Below are 14,385 nucleotides of genomic sequence, written 5' to 3'. Positions count from 1 at the left end.
CACTGACCGTAAGGTCGTGAACTACAAGCCTCTCACTTTAGTGAGGGGTAGTTGACCCGCTCTAAGTCACTCAGAGGTTGATTTACACCGGCGTCCACCCAGTAGGCCTTTTTCCAGCACCCCACTTCTTCAACATCTAATTGGGGACTGAAACTATAGTCATACCAACCATTGTTAGCAATCAACCGCCCAGCGGAATTGGGGAAATCATAAGCTTGATTATGTAAATAGCAAGGCGAAAGGGGGGGCTTTCTAACTGGGCAAAAGTAACATTTTTTAGCATGTCGTGATTACCCGCAATAAAAAAGACCTGGCCAGTAATTAAATCATTTAATTCTTCCAGGTAGGATTTAGTTTTAAGAAAATCATTAAACATATCCCCCGCAAACAAGTAGTAATCCGCCTTAATTTGATTAAGATACTGGGCTTGAAAAGCTAGGGCTTCAGCTGGTGATATCCGGTTAACGTCTAAGTAATTATCACTAGAAACTACAATTTTCATAGTAATAGCCTTTCAATTAATTTTTTTAATTATACCATGATAAAAGCCGATATGCTAAAATTAACTTAAAGACAAGAAGGGGGCATTAGCATGGATTTTAAAGACCTAGATGTTGAATTATTTGATGCGATTAAATTAGAGGAAGAGCGCCAGGCTAGAAACATTGAGTTAATCGCTTCTGAAAATATTGTTTCTAAAAACGTTTTAGCCGCCCAAGGTAGTGTGTTAACTAACAAGTACGCGGAAGGTTACCCAGGCCGGCGTTATTACGGTGGCTGCCAATACATTGATATTGTAGAAAATTTGGCCATCAATCGGGCTAAAAAATTATTTGGGGCCAAGTATGTTAATGTGCAACCTCACTCCGGTTCTCAAGCTAACGCAGCCGCCTACCTCAGTTTAGTTGAAGCAGGGGATACCATTATGGGAATGGATTTAGCGGCAGGGGGGCACTTAACCCATGGTTCGCCTGTTAACTTCAGTGGTAAAACCTATAACTTTGTTAGCTACGGAGTGGATCCTAAAACGGAAATGCTAGATTATGATGCCATCTTAACTCTAGCTGAAAAGCACCAACCTAAGTTAATTGTGGCCGGTGCTAGTGCATACTCTCGGACCATCGATTTTGCTAAGTTTAGGACCATTGCTGATCAAGTCGGGGCTAAATTAATGGTTGATATGGCCCACATTGCTGGTTTAGTCGCCGTTGGTTTGCATCCAAGCCCAATTCCATACGCTGATATTACGACTACTACCACCCATAAAACCTTACGTGGCCCCCGGGGCGGTATGATTTTAACCAATGACGAGCAACTGGCTAAAAAAATTAACAGCAACGTCTTTCCTGGCACCCAAGGTGGTCCGCTAGAACACGTAATCGCCGGGAAAGCTGCAGCTTTTGGCGAGGCTTTAGCTGCTGATTTCAAGACCTATGGTCAAAATATCATTGCCAATACCCAGGCGATGGCGCAAGTTTTTGCGGCTAGCCAGAAAGCCCGGTTAGTTTCTGGTGGTTCCGATAACCACTTATTACTAGTCGATGTTCGCGGCTTTGGCTTGACTGGTAAAGATGCTGAAAAGTTACTGGATGAAGTTAATATTACCGTTAATAAAAACTCAATTCCATTTGAAACTTTGAGTCCATTTAAGACTAGCGGAATTCGCTTAGGTACACCAGCAATTACTAGTCGTGGCTTTGATCAAGCTGACTGTGCTAAAGTTGCTGAGTTAATCATCCAAGTACTTGAAAATCCAACTGATGACCAAGTGTTAGCTTCGGTTAAAAACCAAGTGCAAGCACTCACTGATGCACACCCAATTTATGCAGCTGATTCCTTACGCTAATTATCTAAATTAATGCTAACAACCACTAATTACTAGCTAAGTTTTAGTAATTAGTGGTTTTTTAGATGCTAAAAAAGAGAGGGGGCTTGCCCTTATTTTTTAATCTTCCTAGTTTACATAATATACATTATCGAAAGTAGTATTAAAAGCAAAAAAGCGCCCCGGCTTGCCCCCATGCCTTTTTGCAAACTTTCATCAGTAAATACTTTGGTGACTAAACTTTTTGTTTTGCAACTCACTTGATACTTTCTGTTGTCCCAGCCACCCAATTACAACTTTAATTTGAATCTAAATAAAAAGATCTCAAGTTAGCAACTAATCTTTGAGCTAACTTAGAGACCTTTTTTGAATTTTGATTTTAAAGCATTCTGACCATCAACTATTCAGCTGTAATTCGAACTCGACCTTAAAACGCGCCTCTCAGCACTAAAAACCAATCTTAAATTCGCGCAAAGAATCACCTAATTCTTCGTCCGTAATTCCAATGTACCTCTTGGTAATTTCTTCACTCGAATGGTTAAATAAGCGCATTAAGTATAAAATATCATGCGTCTTCCGATAATACCACAAACCAAAAGTCCGGCGCATGCTGTGAGTTGTAAAACCGATATTGCCTAAGTTAGCATCAATGCGCTTAAAGAGCTTGTAAACATTATTGACGCTTTCCGGCTTGGCCCCGTGATTTTGACTTGAAGGAAAAACCCAATCTTCATCAGCTTTATCCTTAATATACTGCTCAACCTTAGGATAAATCGCATCTAAAAATAAGGTCTTCTTTTTACCAGTCTTAATTTCAACAATCTCTGGACGCTTGCTGTGACGCAAAGTTCCAACCTTTAAATTGAGCAAGTCCGAACAGCGTAACCCGGTATTAATTCCTAACAAGAATAAAAAGGTATCGCGTTCGGGATAGCGAGTCCGCCGCAAGTAAAATAAAACGTCATTAATTTGATCTTCACTTCGAAGTGGTTGTGAGTTATAAACCACGAAAACCCCGTCCTTTCAACGTTTCTGAAGGCTCATAAACGTACTTTCCTAATTATTTAAATAATAGCATTTAATTAGGAAAGTATCAAATCGCAAAATTTGATATCCCGGTATTACGCAATTTAACTTTCCTCAAAATAGATAAAATGATGAAAGAACGAAAAGTAAGTAAATTAAAGAAAGTAACTGAAAATCACCTAGTCATTTTTTACCGTGACAAATGCTCTTGCAACTGCTTTTCAATCGTAGTCCGATACTCTGGGTAGACTTTTAAAATCTCGGCATAGATTTTGCGACTAATTAACTTAAACCCTTCTTGGTGGCCCACTCGGTTAGCTAGCCTAGTTAGTTCATCATCGTAGTTAGTTAAGTTATGGCGGATGTAGTTAACGATGTCCCAGTCAGTGGCTTCGTGATAGGCAAATTCATCGTAACTATGGTAGTTAAGTTCCCGGTACATGTACCAGTCATCTAAACTCGCTTGGGTTAAGCACTTTAATTTTTTCTTAGGCAAACGCTCAACTTGAACCTTAATGTCAGCTAGTTCGGCTAGTAAGGCGTTAGTTTTGGTAACAACTGCTTTTTGAGCCGCCTGCTGGCGCTTAGCCCGCCGTTTAGTTGCCATCACCAACAAGAGTTGCACTTCATCTTGCGCTAAAAAATTTTGAATTAAGGACTCACTCCAGGCTGGGTAACGCTGGCTCTTGTAGCGCCCGTACCAAATTTTGTCTGCCGGGGGCAAGTAAGCCAAACATTTATCAGTCAACCCAAATTCTCTTTTTAGCGCTGTCTTAGTATAAATTTTTTCCTTAACCATAAATCTTCCTCCTAACAAAATAAAACGAACAGGTGTACCAATAACTTAATAGTACACCCGTTCGTGATAATCTACAAATATTTGTTCTTAATCTGTCAACTTAATAATTACCTTGCCGTCAGCATGCCCTGTCGCTACGTAATCACAGGCGGCCTGGATTTCTTCAAAGGGGTATTCTTTGGCAACCCTAATCTGCAACCGCCCAGTAACCACAAGCTCAGCTAAGCGTTGCAACTGCAGGCCATCAGGTCGCATAAAGAGAAATTCATACTCTGCATGTGCTTTGTGGCTAGCACGCGTAATCTTATGGCTAGCCAGCTTAAATAAGCCCTGCCAAATAAGGTTTAACCCGTATGCCTTAGCAAACTTAGCATCGGGTAGGCCTGCAACCGACACAACTTTGCCGCCAGGTTTGACAACCTCAAAGGATTGCAACAGAGTCTCTTTACCAATGGTATCAAAAACATAGTCAACGGGCGGACACACCTTGGTAAAGTCACTGTGGCGGTAATCAATAACTTGATCAGCCCCTAAAGTAGTTAACCAAGCATGATTGCGTTGGCTAGCCGTAGTGATAACCGTTAGCCCCTGCATTTTAGCCAGTTGAACCAAGATACTGCCCACAGCTCCTGCTCCGGCATGAATTAAGATTGACTGGCCGCGTTTAGCCTGCATTTTGTCAAACAGGGCTTGGTAGGCTGTCAACCCGACTAACGGTAGGGCTGCCGCCTGTTTTAAATCTAAGTTTGGTGGAAGTAAGGCCAAATTAGCTTCCCGATCGACTAGGTAGTCACAAAAGGTCCCAATACTTTGTTTGCTAATTCGGCCTAAAACCTTTTGGCCCACCTTAAAGTTAGTAACAGCCGTGCCTATTGCCTCAACAATCCCTACGTAGTCATTACCTAGAACCAAAGGCATGGGTAATTTCAGCAACGGCCTTAGGTTACCAGCTTGGATTTTTAAGTCAACAGGGTTGACGCTAGCCTTTAAAACCCTAACTAGCACTTGCTTAGGCTGAGTAATGCTAGGCTTAGGTAACTGGCCTAAGGTTAATTGTTTCTGACCATAGTGGGTGATATACGCTGCTTTCATTTTTTACCTACACTTTCTAAAAATAATTGTGCCACTTTGTGACCCGACATTGGGTTTTGGCCCGTTATCAGGCGGCCGTCTTAAACTACATAACTTGTAAACGGTAGCCGTTGGCTAAAATGAGCTCCCGCTTTTTTGGCTGCCCTTTCTGTCATAAAGGGAACTTTGAATAACTTACCGCTTAAAACTTCCTCTGTGCTTGTAAAACCAGTTACTTTCTTACCCGCTATGAGTGGTTGGCCCTTAGCGTCCCGTTGAAAGATTAGTCCCACTAAGCCGTGGCAGACTGACATCACATACCCACCTTGTTGGTAAATTTGTCTAGTCGCTGCTTCAAAGTCGGCATTATTAGGAAAGTCCCATAAGACCCCGTTTCCGCCTGTGAAATAAATTCCCCGGTAGTCTTTCGGATTGACTTTAGCAATCGGCAAACTTACCCGCAAAGCGCGCATTTGAAAATCATTCGACTGATAAATAGCATCTACTTCCTGTGAGCGGTAAATTTTTTTCAAGCTGCGGGGATCGAGGGGGACTGCGCCGCCCTTAGCACTCGCATAGTCAACCTGAAAGCCGGCTGCTTGAACCTTGGCTACAAAATCGGTGGCCTCGGCTAACCAAAGGCCTGTTTGCTCGGCACTGGTCCCATACTGAGCTACGTTTGTTAAAATCACTAAGACCTTGTTCACTTTATTTCACTTTCCCTTCGTTCAAGTATTTGAGTAATTCAACTAAATCGGTACTTAGGCTAGCTAACTGTTGCCACCGGGTTCCCTCTGTTTCCAGGTAGTAATAGTTCTTCGTTCCTTCCTTACGCATCCCAACCACCCCAGCTAAGCGCAAAATTTTCAAATGATGCGAAACGGCCGGCCGGCTCAGGTGCGTCTTGGCGGTAATTTCTCCTACCCGCGCTCCGCCTTGCTGCTTACAAGGAAGGTCAAATAGGGTCATTATTAAGTGTTGTCTGGTCTCATCACCTAGAGCTACGAATAAGTCCGCCAACTCATCAAAGCCTTGTTTTAATGCGGCTAACTGCTTGTCTTTATCCATCTCAAGTCACCTCTGTTATATTGGTCAATTAATTAAACCATTCAACCATTAAACTTACAAGTAATTTCGCCATTGAGAAAGCAAATCGAGACGAAAGCATTTAGGGTAAAAAAGAATCCTAAGCAAACCGTAATCGTTTCTTAGGATTCTTCCGTAAAGATATGTATTTACAATTAACAATTATAGTAGGTAAGCAACTACTTGGATTTGTTTTTCTGCCGTAATTTCTCTCTAGATGTGTATGCCATGAGAAAGAAAATAACAGCGATGGCAAAGTAGCCCAAAAGCCCTAAGAAAGAAGTTCTCTGACTTAAAGCAGAATACATACCAAATATAGCTACTATAACCGGTAATACGGCAATTCCATAGCGCCATTTAATCTTGGGAGTTAGTGCATGTTGAATAACCATCCCCACAATAGTATATGTTAACGGATTTGATAGTAGTTCTTCCAAAATAACTCCTCCAGTGTTTAAAAATCTAGGTTGTTGTTTACTTTAAGACGCTAATTTATCTAACTAGCACCTAAGATAATGGTAGCACTTTTTATATGGTCTTTACACCATCTAGATTTTAGTTTTAGCTTTTCTAAAGATAAATATTAGATAAGCTCTACAACCAGTTGCGGCCAAAACTTACGTCACGCTTTCTTTTTAACCCTGTTGTTATAAACTAAGCTTCTTTCTGCGTCACTAGCATAATAAGGAGTAGGCGTTACTTTAAAATTGACTAAATCCCCCACTCCATACGGTGCGTATAGTTCCAAATTATGATTGGAATTCAGTCTAACCGCTATGGCAGTACACTTTTCTGGAAACTTCGAAACAGCATCCCTAGAGCTGGTGTACTTCTCCGTATTAGGACTATGGATATGCATATAATATTGATTTTTGATTTCCCACCTGTACTCGGGGTATAATCTCTTGACCCGGGCCTCTAGTGCAAGGGTTTGTTCATATGATAGCTTCTTATCAAAGAAAATAACGTCTACATCTGAAAAGTGAGCGTCACTAAAGCCCTCTTTTCCGCTAAGAACATTCCAAATATAATTTCGAATAGTTCCCGCACAAAGCCAACAATCCTTAAGCTCAAAAGACTGAATTATCTTTAGCAGGGATATAAACTTTTCATCATCTTCAAGAACCCTTGCTAGGTTATCCATTTCAACACCTCACGTAAAACGCTAGTACAGCCAGCAACTATCAAATCATCATAAATTCTCCATTTTCAAAGCGAGTAATCCGGCCGCTTCCTTCTGCAATGGTTTTTCCCTGCGCATCTTTCACCAGGTAAGCATTGCGGCGCGCAAGTGACTCATCAGCTAACCATTTGGAAAAGTAAAATTTTTCGCCCTCTTGACATTCAAAACACTCGTCCTCTGCCAGTGGTAAACTCAATCGTTGCGGATAATAAATCTCTACGCGGTGATTTAAATCATCTTGAACGGCTAAAAGAACCGGAGCAACATAAAACGCTAGGCGTGCAAAGTTAATTCCCGCAGCCGCAATCCGAGCTACTTCTGTTACCTGCCGACTAACAAATTCATAACTCATTATTAGGATTTGCTCAGTTACTTTTTCTAAGACTAAAAAATAAAGGTTACCTTGATAGTACTCCAGGACCGCAAAATTAGAAATTACCTGCTGCTCACTTGCTTCATACACTGTAAAAATTTCTTGGGTCTCTGCGTGAAATAATAGTAACTTCTTAGCGAATGGTGCTGCTTTAGACTTGCTATCTAAAAGGTTAGTGTCGTAATCATAATACCAGCCTGCCATTCCACTGATATTAGGCAAATACTCATGATACAACCCTGTTATCTTCTTCATCTGGTTCTCCTAAATTTCTAGCAAAAATATTGGATTGTTCCAATTAACCGCCACGTTACTTTCTAGCATCCGTCACCTTAACCACCACCCGGAATTGGCGTTCGGGATGGCTTTCTAAGTTCACCATCTGAATCCGAGCTTCTAAAATATCGCCGTGGCCATAGTACAACAAAGTGCTAAATAGACCGTTATACTGAGCGGGAACATAACCAATCTTAGTATCCTTGTAAAGGACAGCCACCGCGTCAGGATCATGCGGATTACCTTCTTCCCGGACCAATTGGACAGTTTGCCCTAACTTTAATTCCTCAATTACATCTAACCCATCACAGTAAGCAAAACCTGCCAAATGAAAATCCATAATATGCCGGCTTGGTTGATACTTTACACTATCCATCTATTTTTCCTCCTAACTGCTTTTAAAAGAACAATTATTTATCTTTATTTTAGCAAATTCCCCACCGACCAACAATTATTAAGAGCCATCCCTGACCCCATCTTATTTTAATAAAAACCACCTTCCTACTAAAACACTTTAATAGGCAGGTGGAATTTATGAAATAATACACTTATATAAGCAAAACTATCAATATATTATTCAGCAACTAGCTTATTTTCTCTTACGATAAATCTAGTTCTACAAACCAGCTAATCTTTCTTGAAAATCCGCTTACGGTCTTTAACAGGGGTAAGTTCCGGATTAGCTACGATATAGTCAATGTATTTAAGCGTTTCGTGCTTAATTTCTGCTCGCGACATAATATCTAAAATCCTAACGCCACCCATCGCATTTAAGTGTTTATTAACAGCTGCATATATTTCCTTTCTATTACGAACCTTATCTTGAGAAAAATAGATTCCCTCGATGATACCTAGGGCAATTTCCTTATTATTGGTCAACTTACTAGCAAAAAAAGCGATAGATTTACCTGCACCATCGCTATCAAAGAAGAATTCCGTCAACCAATATGGATTTTGCTTATTTTGGTCATCATAGGTTCGATAACCCATCCACCAGTAACGGGAAATTCTTTGAATTAGCTGATTTCTAATATTTGAACCATTATAAAAAATGGCATTTTTAATTTTGTCATCAAAGTTCTTATACTGGGTTACGGTTTGCAAATAATCCAATAAATAATCAAGATAAACAGTATTTATCATGGTAAACCACATTTCTTCCCTTGTTGCTTGTACAGGAGATAAAAACTTCATTGGTTCATATGTCGCTTTAATATTGTAGATGTACAGTTCATTATAAGGTAAATTGTCAGTTAACTCTCGATACTCAAATTCATAAGGTGTTTCGTAAACAAATTCATTGGCAAATAACTTTTGAATCCCTGCTTTGTCCAAATTACGGTATAAATCAATATACTCAATATCAAAATTTCGCTTTACTTCTTCTAAAAAAACTTCGTCACATGTTTTAATCTTCACTTTCAATAACCCCTTGTACCTCCATAAAAGCTCGTTCCAGTGGATTGTCTAAGATTTTTTGTGCTAATTCTAAGGCTGAAACATTTTGCTTCATTAAATCCTGTAAATCTAAATCTAGGCTCTTAATTTTTCTTTCAATTACCTGATACCACTTTTGCCCGTCTATATCGCCATTTCTGAATATTACCATGTAATTTAAGAGCTGGGTTAAGGCAGGAAGAATTACCATGGTTAAAATTACTTCCTGCATCCCTTGATATTTCACATACTGTTCATACTGCTTTTCTGGAAGATAAACATATACAATTTCACCATCTGGATCGACTAGCATGCAATCTGACTTAGACTTAGCGACCTTAATAATGGATGTTACACTCTTAAAGCTATCAGTATCATCGATATTTACGTTAGTAGTAAAAGCTACTGCCAGTGGGTCCCCCACATTTAAAGTTGGAAAAACATAGTTTGTTCCGTAAAGTTCGCTATTGATGGATTCACTTTGATGATACTTAATTTCTTGTTTAGCCAATAAAAAGCCTGACAGTTCGACTTTTTGTCTCATCAATTTGGGATCAATCTCTAAGTCAAAAGTATTTGTTCCAATTTCAATGGCATACAATTTTCGGTAGGATGCCCGACTATTTTCAACGTGCAGATAAAAACCAGCTAACCCCCGCTTAATTAAGTCTTCTAGTGATTGGTCATGCAACTTAAATTTACAGTGAACGTTGGCATTTTTAAAACTTGTTGCTGATGTAAGTGAAAATTCTACTTCAAAACTAGAGCTCGCGATATAATCGTCATCGTCAAGCGACAGCACGGGGTAAGGATAAATACTGTTAACGATTTGCATAGATTTCCACCTCTAATTTCAAACGCGTATTGCGATTTAGCTTGATTGTAATAGTTTGCCAAAGATTTGCTTTTAGTGACTCAATATATAAACTTGATGCTTTTATTGGCAAATTGCTAGTATGATAACTAGCTTCTTTTAGTTGGACCATATCTTTAGAACCCGAATCTCCAACACTATCAACAACAATTTTGATATTTTCTAATACTTGCTCCGGTTTTATCAAGATTCGATACAACCCTTTGGTATAATCAATTTCTATACAACGATATTTTACCGTGGTGATTTTGCGACGACGATTACCATTTTTGATAAACATATCGTTACCAGCAGCTGGGCCATTGGTACCCGGTCTGTTTCCATAACCAAAGTCATTTCCTAGTCCTAGGCCCCCTTTATTTCCAAGGCCATCATAGGCGGTCCCATAGCTGTTACCCTCGCCAACGGCTCCTTTAGTTACACCATCACCACCAGAGCTTGAATATTCTCGAACTACAGCGGTATCCGCCTTTTTTCGGACTTCGCCAAGTTCTACGTTTACTGCACCATGCTTAACTTTACTGCCATTCTTGTTTAATCTAATTGAATTAATATCCTCGGGTAAAAAGTCACTCACCCCATAAGCATCAACTTCATCGGCAACCTTTTCTGTGTAGGTCTGTTTAATGGTCTCCTTTATGAACCGGTTCATAGCCTTTAAGAATTTTGCTGCCTCTTTAGGCTTAGCTGCTCTATCCTTTGACCAGTCATTATGGTTGGGGTTTTCTAGTTGTTTAAGGATGCGGTTAATATTAGCGCCGTGAGCGTAGAATATCCCAGAAAATTTAAGAACCGAGCTAATCCGATTTAAATCTTTAATCTTCATGCCCGCATTTCTAGTCATTAAGACCCGCCGGTTAATATCATCACCCTTATTAGAGGTATATAAAGTGGCTTCACCATCCTTAATCTCATACTCTTCAAACCCCGTTAACTTAAATTCCTTACGTTCCTCATCCTGTAAAACATCGTAATAGCCAGGAAGGTATTCATATTTTTTAAGTAACTTCTTGTCAGCGCGAATCTCTTCTATCACCTTGCCAACAGTGTCATAATTGAGCAAGATGCTATTATCAATAACCACTTCAAGTTTATTCATGTAAAATGAAAATAAAAAGTTATTCGCTAAGGAATAAGTTATTTCCTTGGTCCAATTAGCTAGCAAGTCTTTATTAAAACCAACGATATAGATATCCGTTCCGGTATCTTTACGGGCTACTTCGGATTCTAGACTAAACTTTTTAGCAAACGGCTTCTTACTTCCATGCTCTCCATAATAACCAATTCCTTGCGTAATTACTTTATCATTACCTACACCATCTTCGTATGATACAAACTTCATTACCCCAATCGATTGGATGCCTTCATTAGCTAACGTACTATATAAGACCATCCGCAAATCACTAACGGCAAACGGAGCCCCTTTACCAATTCCAAAAGAACCAGCAGAAGAATCGTCGCTTTTCACGGACGAACCGACCTGTTCTATCAGTGACTGCCAATTTTCTTTGCGTAAGCCAGTTGTATTGTAGTCACTAATTTTTAAAATACTAATTCGTTCATCCTGTAAAAGCTTCTTCATTTTTCGGAGCATCATCATTGTTTTTTGCTCGTTAGGCCATTGTTTCATTGCCTTAGCTATAATTTCATAGCGTAATTCTAAATAGCCTGGAATCTGCTCAGCTGCAACTTCAAAGAGTTTGAATTCTACTCGAACTGGCTTACTACTTCCCTCAAGCGCAGCATCCAAAGAATTTTGACAAATTTCTCTGGCTAACGAATCCAACGGATTATCCTTAAACATCTCTAAACTGGCATTAGAACCAGATTCCATTTGTAAATCTTTTCCCCCTGGGAAGTACCAGGAACTATCATTTTTCACATGCTTTTTAAAGCTAATCATTTCTCAACTCACCATTCATTATTTCTATACGTTGTTATTTTACTGTATCCCTTAGGACCTGTATATACTTGATGAAGAATCTAGCCAACCTTCTCCAAAATACTATTTTTAAAAGATTGGAAAAACTAGTGTATAGGTTTCTTAGAATCCTTTGCTAAGCTTTAGATTCTAAGTAATCGACATCACTGGTGAAAAAAGTGGGTCTCCACAAAGCTCTGGGTGTGAACGTTTTCGCACCTAGAGTCTTTTCATTTCCTATGAGAAATTCTCTGAAAAACAAATTGTTGTAAAAGACTTTTGCATCAAGGTTTAATAAAAAGGACTCTAAGAAAAATTCGTTTGTTTCTCAGAATCCTTTGAAAATGATGCACACAAAGTTTTGGGCAGAGCCAAAAAAGGCCGTAAAATCACAGGTAAAATGTGAATTTACGGCCTTTTAGTTTGCACACTTTTCTTTAACTTTAAAATTCCATGGCGAATAATCCTCAATATCAACTTCTTGCTGTTCTAGTAACGAAAAGATGTAGTTGAGATACTTATAGACATTTAGTCCATTCGACTTAGCTGTTTGGACTAAGCTGTCCCAGATTGCGTTAGCTTTTGTCCCGGTTACTGTTGTCGCAAATAGTAAATTTTTGCAGACTAGAGTTGCTGGTCTAAGCGCTGTTATTTGGCGGGAAGTAGTGATTTTATAGTATCATAATTAATAAAGATAAATTTGTTTCAATTCTCGCCATAGTTAATCTCCTTGTATTCAGCTCTGCCTAGCAAATAATCAATACTTACCATAAAATAGTCAGCTAATTTCCATGCCATTTCGCTTGTGATGCTTTTATGTCCTCGTTCCATGTCTGCAACTTGCACCCGACTCATACCTATCCTGTCTGCTAATTGCTGTTGCGTTAAACCACGCTCTGTTCGTAATTTACGTAAGTTATTTTTCTTTTTGTCATAACCCATACCCGAACCCTCCCAAAAATTCTTTTTAGTCTAAATCAAAATCATCGACCCATTCGGAAATGTTTAACGCTAGTGCATTATCCGTATCATTGCGTACAAAGTAGGTATGCTTAGCTTGTCTAGTTAACGAATCACATTGAATCGCAATCCCATTCATACCACGGATTGCCATATTGAATAACAGAAATGTGAAAGCTCTTTCTGTTTTTTTCTTCTGCCACATACCAATAATTTCTTGGTGTGTAGGTAATAACACTTAGAGTAGGTGCGATTCCTTTTCTGCGTAAAATTTCCATTCCTACTGGGTCATTGATAAGATTATTATATCATTTGCCAATCAAGCTACCACCAGTACCAGCGCAAGGTCATAATAACTACTACCATAAGGATTACCCCCTCCACTGTGGGGAGAAGATATAAGTTATAGTTATGGTTTATCTATAAGTTATATATAATCATCCCTACCAACTAAATAATCAATGCTTACATGAAAGTAATCAGCTAAAACCCACATGTTTTCTAGGGTTAAAGCCCTTTGACCTGTTTCAATCCTTGAAACTTGATTCCTTTTAACGTTTAAAATATTTGCTAAATCATCTTGGGTCATCTTGTAATTTAATCGTAATTCACGAACTCTATTTTTGCTATCAAACATTCGTTTTCCCTTACCATTTTTCCTTATATTTATAATAGTAGAAAAAATTCATTTTCTAAAATTATTATACCCTATAAACCTTACAGCCTCAAGGGTTACGGCGAGGATTACCCCCACCAGTGTGGGGAAAAGTGTGCTAATAAAGGGTGCCAACAAGGCATCAGAATTAAATAGCCAGTATAATGTTATCAAAAATAATTTGGTAACTGGTGGTGAAAGTGTTGCTGAGGCAACAAGAGCGATTGCTAGAATGCAAGCCGATGGTGAGAAATATTCTCTCAGGTATGGGAAGTCCCAAAAAGAAATTGCAGATGCATATTTAGAATTGGTAAAACGTGGTTATACTAGTCAACAAGCAATAGGGGCGATGAACACTGAGCTGCAAGGTTCGATTGCATCAGGTGATGAATTTTCGGATGTAGTTGAAGTTGCCTCGCAAACCTTGGAAGGCTTTGGTATGACGGTTGATAAGAATGGTAAGCAATTATCATCTGCTAAAGAAATGACAGAACAAACGAAGAAGGCTGTCAATACACTAGCATATTCAGCTGATGTTACCTCTACTTCTTTCCAATCCCTAGGTGTAGGGATGTCCTATGTATCTTCAACAGCTCACCAAGCGGGATTTACTCTAGCAGAAACAGCAAGTGCGATGGGTGTCTTAAGTAACGCAGGTTTAGAAGCAGACAAGGCTTTGGTAAAACTGGCCGCTTAGCGAGTAATCGCTTTGAAAAATTATTTTGTTAATTCGGGGAAGGCTAAATTATGATATAATGAGCATGAAAAGTACTGCTAGTAAATTGATTATTATAACATGTTGATCCCGAGCCAAGCCTAGCGGAAACGTTAGGAAGGTGTAACGACTAGGAAAAGTAGGCTAAAAATAAGAGTTTATTCATGCTGAAATTCCCACGAAG

The 14,385-nt window shown here is 39.2% G+C and carries 18 protein-coding genes and 1 pseudogene; 2 read left to right on the top strand and 17 right to left on the bottom strand.

Annotated features, from left to right (window positions below):
• Positions 1-181: 181 nt before the first annotated feature.
• Entirely contained in the window at positions 182-502 is a 321-nt protein-coding gene (locus FC14_RS10320) for a metallophosphoesterase (RefSeq protein ID WP_056977986.1), read from the bottom strand.
• A gap of 90 nt (positions 503-592) precedes the next feature.
• Here FC14_RS10320 and glyA point away from each other — a divergent pair, with 90 nt between their 5' ends.
• Positions 593-1,846, top strand: coding sequence for a serine hydroxymethyltransferase (gene glyA, locus FC14_RS10315; protein ID WP_056977984.1), 1,254 nt, complete (start codon positions 593-595; stop codon positions 1,844-1,846).
• 426 nt (positions 1,847-2,272) lie between these two features.
• Here the strand turns inward: glyA and FC14_RS10310 are convergent, their stop codons facing one another.
• The 16 genes and pseudogenes from FC14_RS10310 to FC14_RS10240 form a co-directional block, all read right to left on the bottom strand.
• Complete coding sequence (locus FC14_RS10310; protein ID WP_056977982.1) at positions 2,273-2,833, bottom strand: tyrosine-type recombinase/integrase; 561 nt, start codon at positions 2,831-2,833, stop codon at positions 2,273-2,275.
• A gap of 208 nt (positions 2,834-3,041) precedes the next feature.
• Positions 3,042-3,650 (bottom strand): hypothetical protein, encoded by a 609-nt coding sequence (locus FC14_RS10305; RefSeq protein WP_056977980.1) that lies wholly within the window; start codon positions 3,648-3,650, stop codon positions 3,042-3,044.
• Positions 3,651-3,737: 87 nt separating this feature from the next.
• Complete coding sequence (locus FC14_RS10300; RefSeq protein WP_056977978.1) at positions 3,738-4,742, bottom strand: NADP-dependent oxidoreductase; 1,005 nt, start codon at positions 4,740-4,742, stop codon at positions 3,738-3,740.
• Positions 4,739-5,428, bottom strand: a pseudogene (locus tag FC14_RS10295) (type 1 glutamine amidotransferase domain-containing protein). The gene FC14_RS10300 and the pseudogene FC14_RS10295 overlap by 4 nt, the downstream one beginning before the upstream one ends.
• A gap of 1 nt (position 5,429) precedes the next feature.
• Positions 5,430-5,789, bottom strand: a complete 360-nt coding sequence (locus tag FC14_RS10290; RefSeq protein ID WP_056977976.1) for an ArsR/SmtB family transcription factor — start codon at positions 5,787-5,789, stop codon at positions 5,430-5,432.
• Between the two features lie 197 nt (positions 5,790-5,986).
• Positions 5,987-6,244 carry a hypothetical protein gene (locus FC14_RS10285; RefSeq protein WP_056977974.1) on the bottom strand — a complete coding sequence of 86 codons (258 nt, stop codon included), beginning with the start codon at positions 6,242-6,244 and terminating at the stop codon, positions 5,987-5,989.
• Positions 6,245-6,429: 185 nt separating this feature from the next.
• A complete protein-coding gene (locus FC14_RS10280; RefSeq protein WP_056977972.1) occupies positions 6,430-6,951 on the bottom strand; it encodes a nucleotidyltransferase family protein in 522 nt (173 codons plus the stop codon).
• Between the two features lie 40 nt (positions 6,952-6,991).
• Positions 6,992-7,618, bottom strand: a complete 627-nt coding sequence (locus FC14_RS10275) for a hypothetical protein (RefSeq protein WP_056977970.1) — start codon at positions 7,616-7,618, stop codon at positions 6,992-6,994.
• A 55-nt stretch (positions 7,619-7,673) separates the two neighbouring features.
• A complete protein-coding gene (locus FC14_RS10270; protein WP_056977968.1) occupies positions 7,674-8,015 on the bottom strand; it encodes an HIRAN domain-containing protein in 342 nt (113 codons plus the stop codon).
• A gap of 251 nt (positions 8,016-8,266) precedes the next feature.
• On the bottom strand, positions 8,267-9,058 hold the full coding sequence (locus tag FC14_RS10265) for a DUF6339 family protein (protein ID WP_235804543.1): 792 nt from the start codon (positions 9,056-9,058) through the stop codon (positions 8,267-8,269).
• Complete coding sequence (locus tag FC14_RS10260; RefSeq protein ID WP_056977966.1) at positions 9,048-9,911, bottom strand: hypothetical protein; 864 nt, start codon at positions 9,909-9,911, stop codon at positions 9,048-9,050. Before FC14_RS10260 ends, FC14_RS10265 begins: the two co-directional genes overlap by 11 nt.
• The gene (locus FC14_RS10255; RefSeq protein WP_056977964.1) at positions 9,898-11,853 is read right to left on the bottom strand and encodes an enkurin domain-containing protein; all 1,956 of its coding nucleotides are present in this window, start codon (positions 11,851-11,853) and stop codon (positions 9,898-9,900) included. Before FC14_RS10255 ends, FC14_RS10260 begins: the two co-directional genes overlap by 14 nt.
• Before the next feature lie 436 nt (positions 11,854-12,289).
• Positions 12,290-12,442, bottom strand: a complete 153-nt coding sequence (locus FC14_RS11170; RefSeq protein WP_420890267.1) for a transposase domain-containing protein — start codon at positions 12,440-12,442, stop codon at positions 12,290-12,292.
• 134 nt (positions 12,443-12,576) lie between these two features.
• Positions 12,577-12,813: a helix-turn-helix domain-containing protein gene (locus FC14_RS10250; protein ID WP_056977962.1), complete on the bottom strand. Its 237-nt coding sequence runs from the start codon at positions 12,811-12,813 to the stop codon at positions 12,577-12,579.
• Between the two features lie 25 nt (positions 12,814-12,838).
• Positions 12,839-13,036 carry a hypothetical protein gene (locus FC14_RS10675; protein ID WP_162258667.1) on the bottom strand — a complete coding sequence of 66 codons (198 nt, stop codon included), beginning with the start codon at positions 13,034-13,036 and terminating at the stop codon, positions 12,839-12,841.
• Positions 13,037-13,258: 222 nt separating this feature from the next.
• Positions 13,259-13,468, bottom strand: a complete 210-nt coding sequence (locus FC14_RS10240) for a helix-turn-helix domain-containing protein (protein ID WP_056977958.1) — start codon at positions 13,466-13,468, stop codon at positions 13,259-13,261.
• 133 nt (positions 13,469-13,601) lie between these two features.
• On the opposite strand from FC14_RS10240, the gene FC14_RS10235 reads away from it, so the two are divergent.
• Positions 13,602-14,183, top strand: coding sequence for a phage tail tape measure protein (locus FC14_RS10235; RefSeq protein WP_056977956.1), 582 nt, complete (start codon positions 13,602-13,604; stop codon positions 14,181-14,183).
• Positions 14,184-14,385: the final 202 nt, after the last annotated feature.

Source organism: Ligilactobacillus agilis DSM 20509 (assembly GCF_001436215.1).
Classification (GTDB): Bacteria; Bacillota; Bacilli; order Lactobacillales; family Lactobacillaceae; genus Ligilactobacillus; species Ligilactobacillus agilis.
Note: the sequence above shows the minus strand (reverse complement) of the source record. Positions and strands in the feature narration are given on the sequence as shown.

Coding starts and splice junctions, on each gene's coding strand:
- FC14_RS10320 (WP_056977986.1), bottom strand. CDS start 502: ATGAAAATTGTAGTTTCTAGTGATAATTACTTAGACGTTAACCGGATA.
- glyA (WP_056977984.1), top strand. CDS start 593: ATGGATTTTAAAGACCTAGATGTTGAATTATTTGATGCGATTAAATTA.
- FC14_RS10305 (WP_056977980.1), bottom strand. CDS start 3,650: ATGGTTAAGGAAAAAATTTATACTAAGACAGCGCTAAAAAGAGAATTT.
- FC14_RS10300 (WP_056977978.1), bottom strand. CDS start 4,742: ATGAAAGCAGCGTATATCACCCACTATGGTCAGAAACAATTAACCTTA.
- FC14_RS10290 (WP_056977976.1), bottom strand. CDS start 5,789: ATGGATAAAGACAAGCAGTTAGCCGCATTAAAACAAGGCTTTGATGAG.
- FC14_RS10280 (WP_056977972.1), bottom strand. CDS start 6,951: ATGGATAACCTAGCAAGGGTTCTTGAAGATGATGAAAAGTTTATATCC.
- FC14_RS10275 (WP_056977970.1), bottom strand. CDS start 7,618: ATGAAGAAGATAACAGGGTTGTATCATGAGTATTTGCCTAATATCAGT.
- FC14_RS10270 (WP_056977968.1), bottom strand. CDS start 8,015: ATGGATAGTGTAAAGTATCAACCAAGCCGGCATATTATGGATTTTCAT.
- FC14_RS10260 (WP_056977966.1), bottom strand. CDS start 9,911: ATGCAAATCGTTAACAGTATTTATCCTTACCCCGTGCTGTCGCTTGAC.
- FC14_RS10255 (WP_056977964.1), bottom strand. CDS start 11,853: ATGATTAGCTTTAAAAAGCATGTGAAAAATGATAGTTCCTGGTACTTC.
- FC14_RS10250 (WP_056977962.1), bottom strand. CDS start 12,813: ATGGGTTATGACAAAAAGAAAAATAACTTACGTAAATTACGAACAGAG.
- FC14_RS10675 (WP_162258667.1), bottom strand. CDS start 13,036: ATGTGGCAGAAGAAAAAAACAGAAAGAGCTTTCACATTTCTGTTATTC.
- FC14_RS10240 (WP_056977958.1), bottom strand. CDS start 13,468: ATGTTTGATAGCAAAAATAGAGTTCGTGAATTACGATTAAATTACAAG.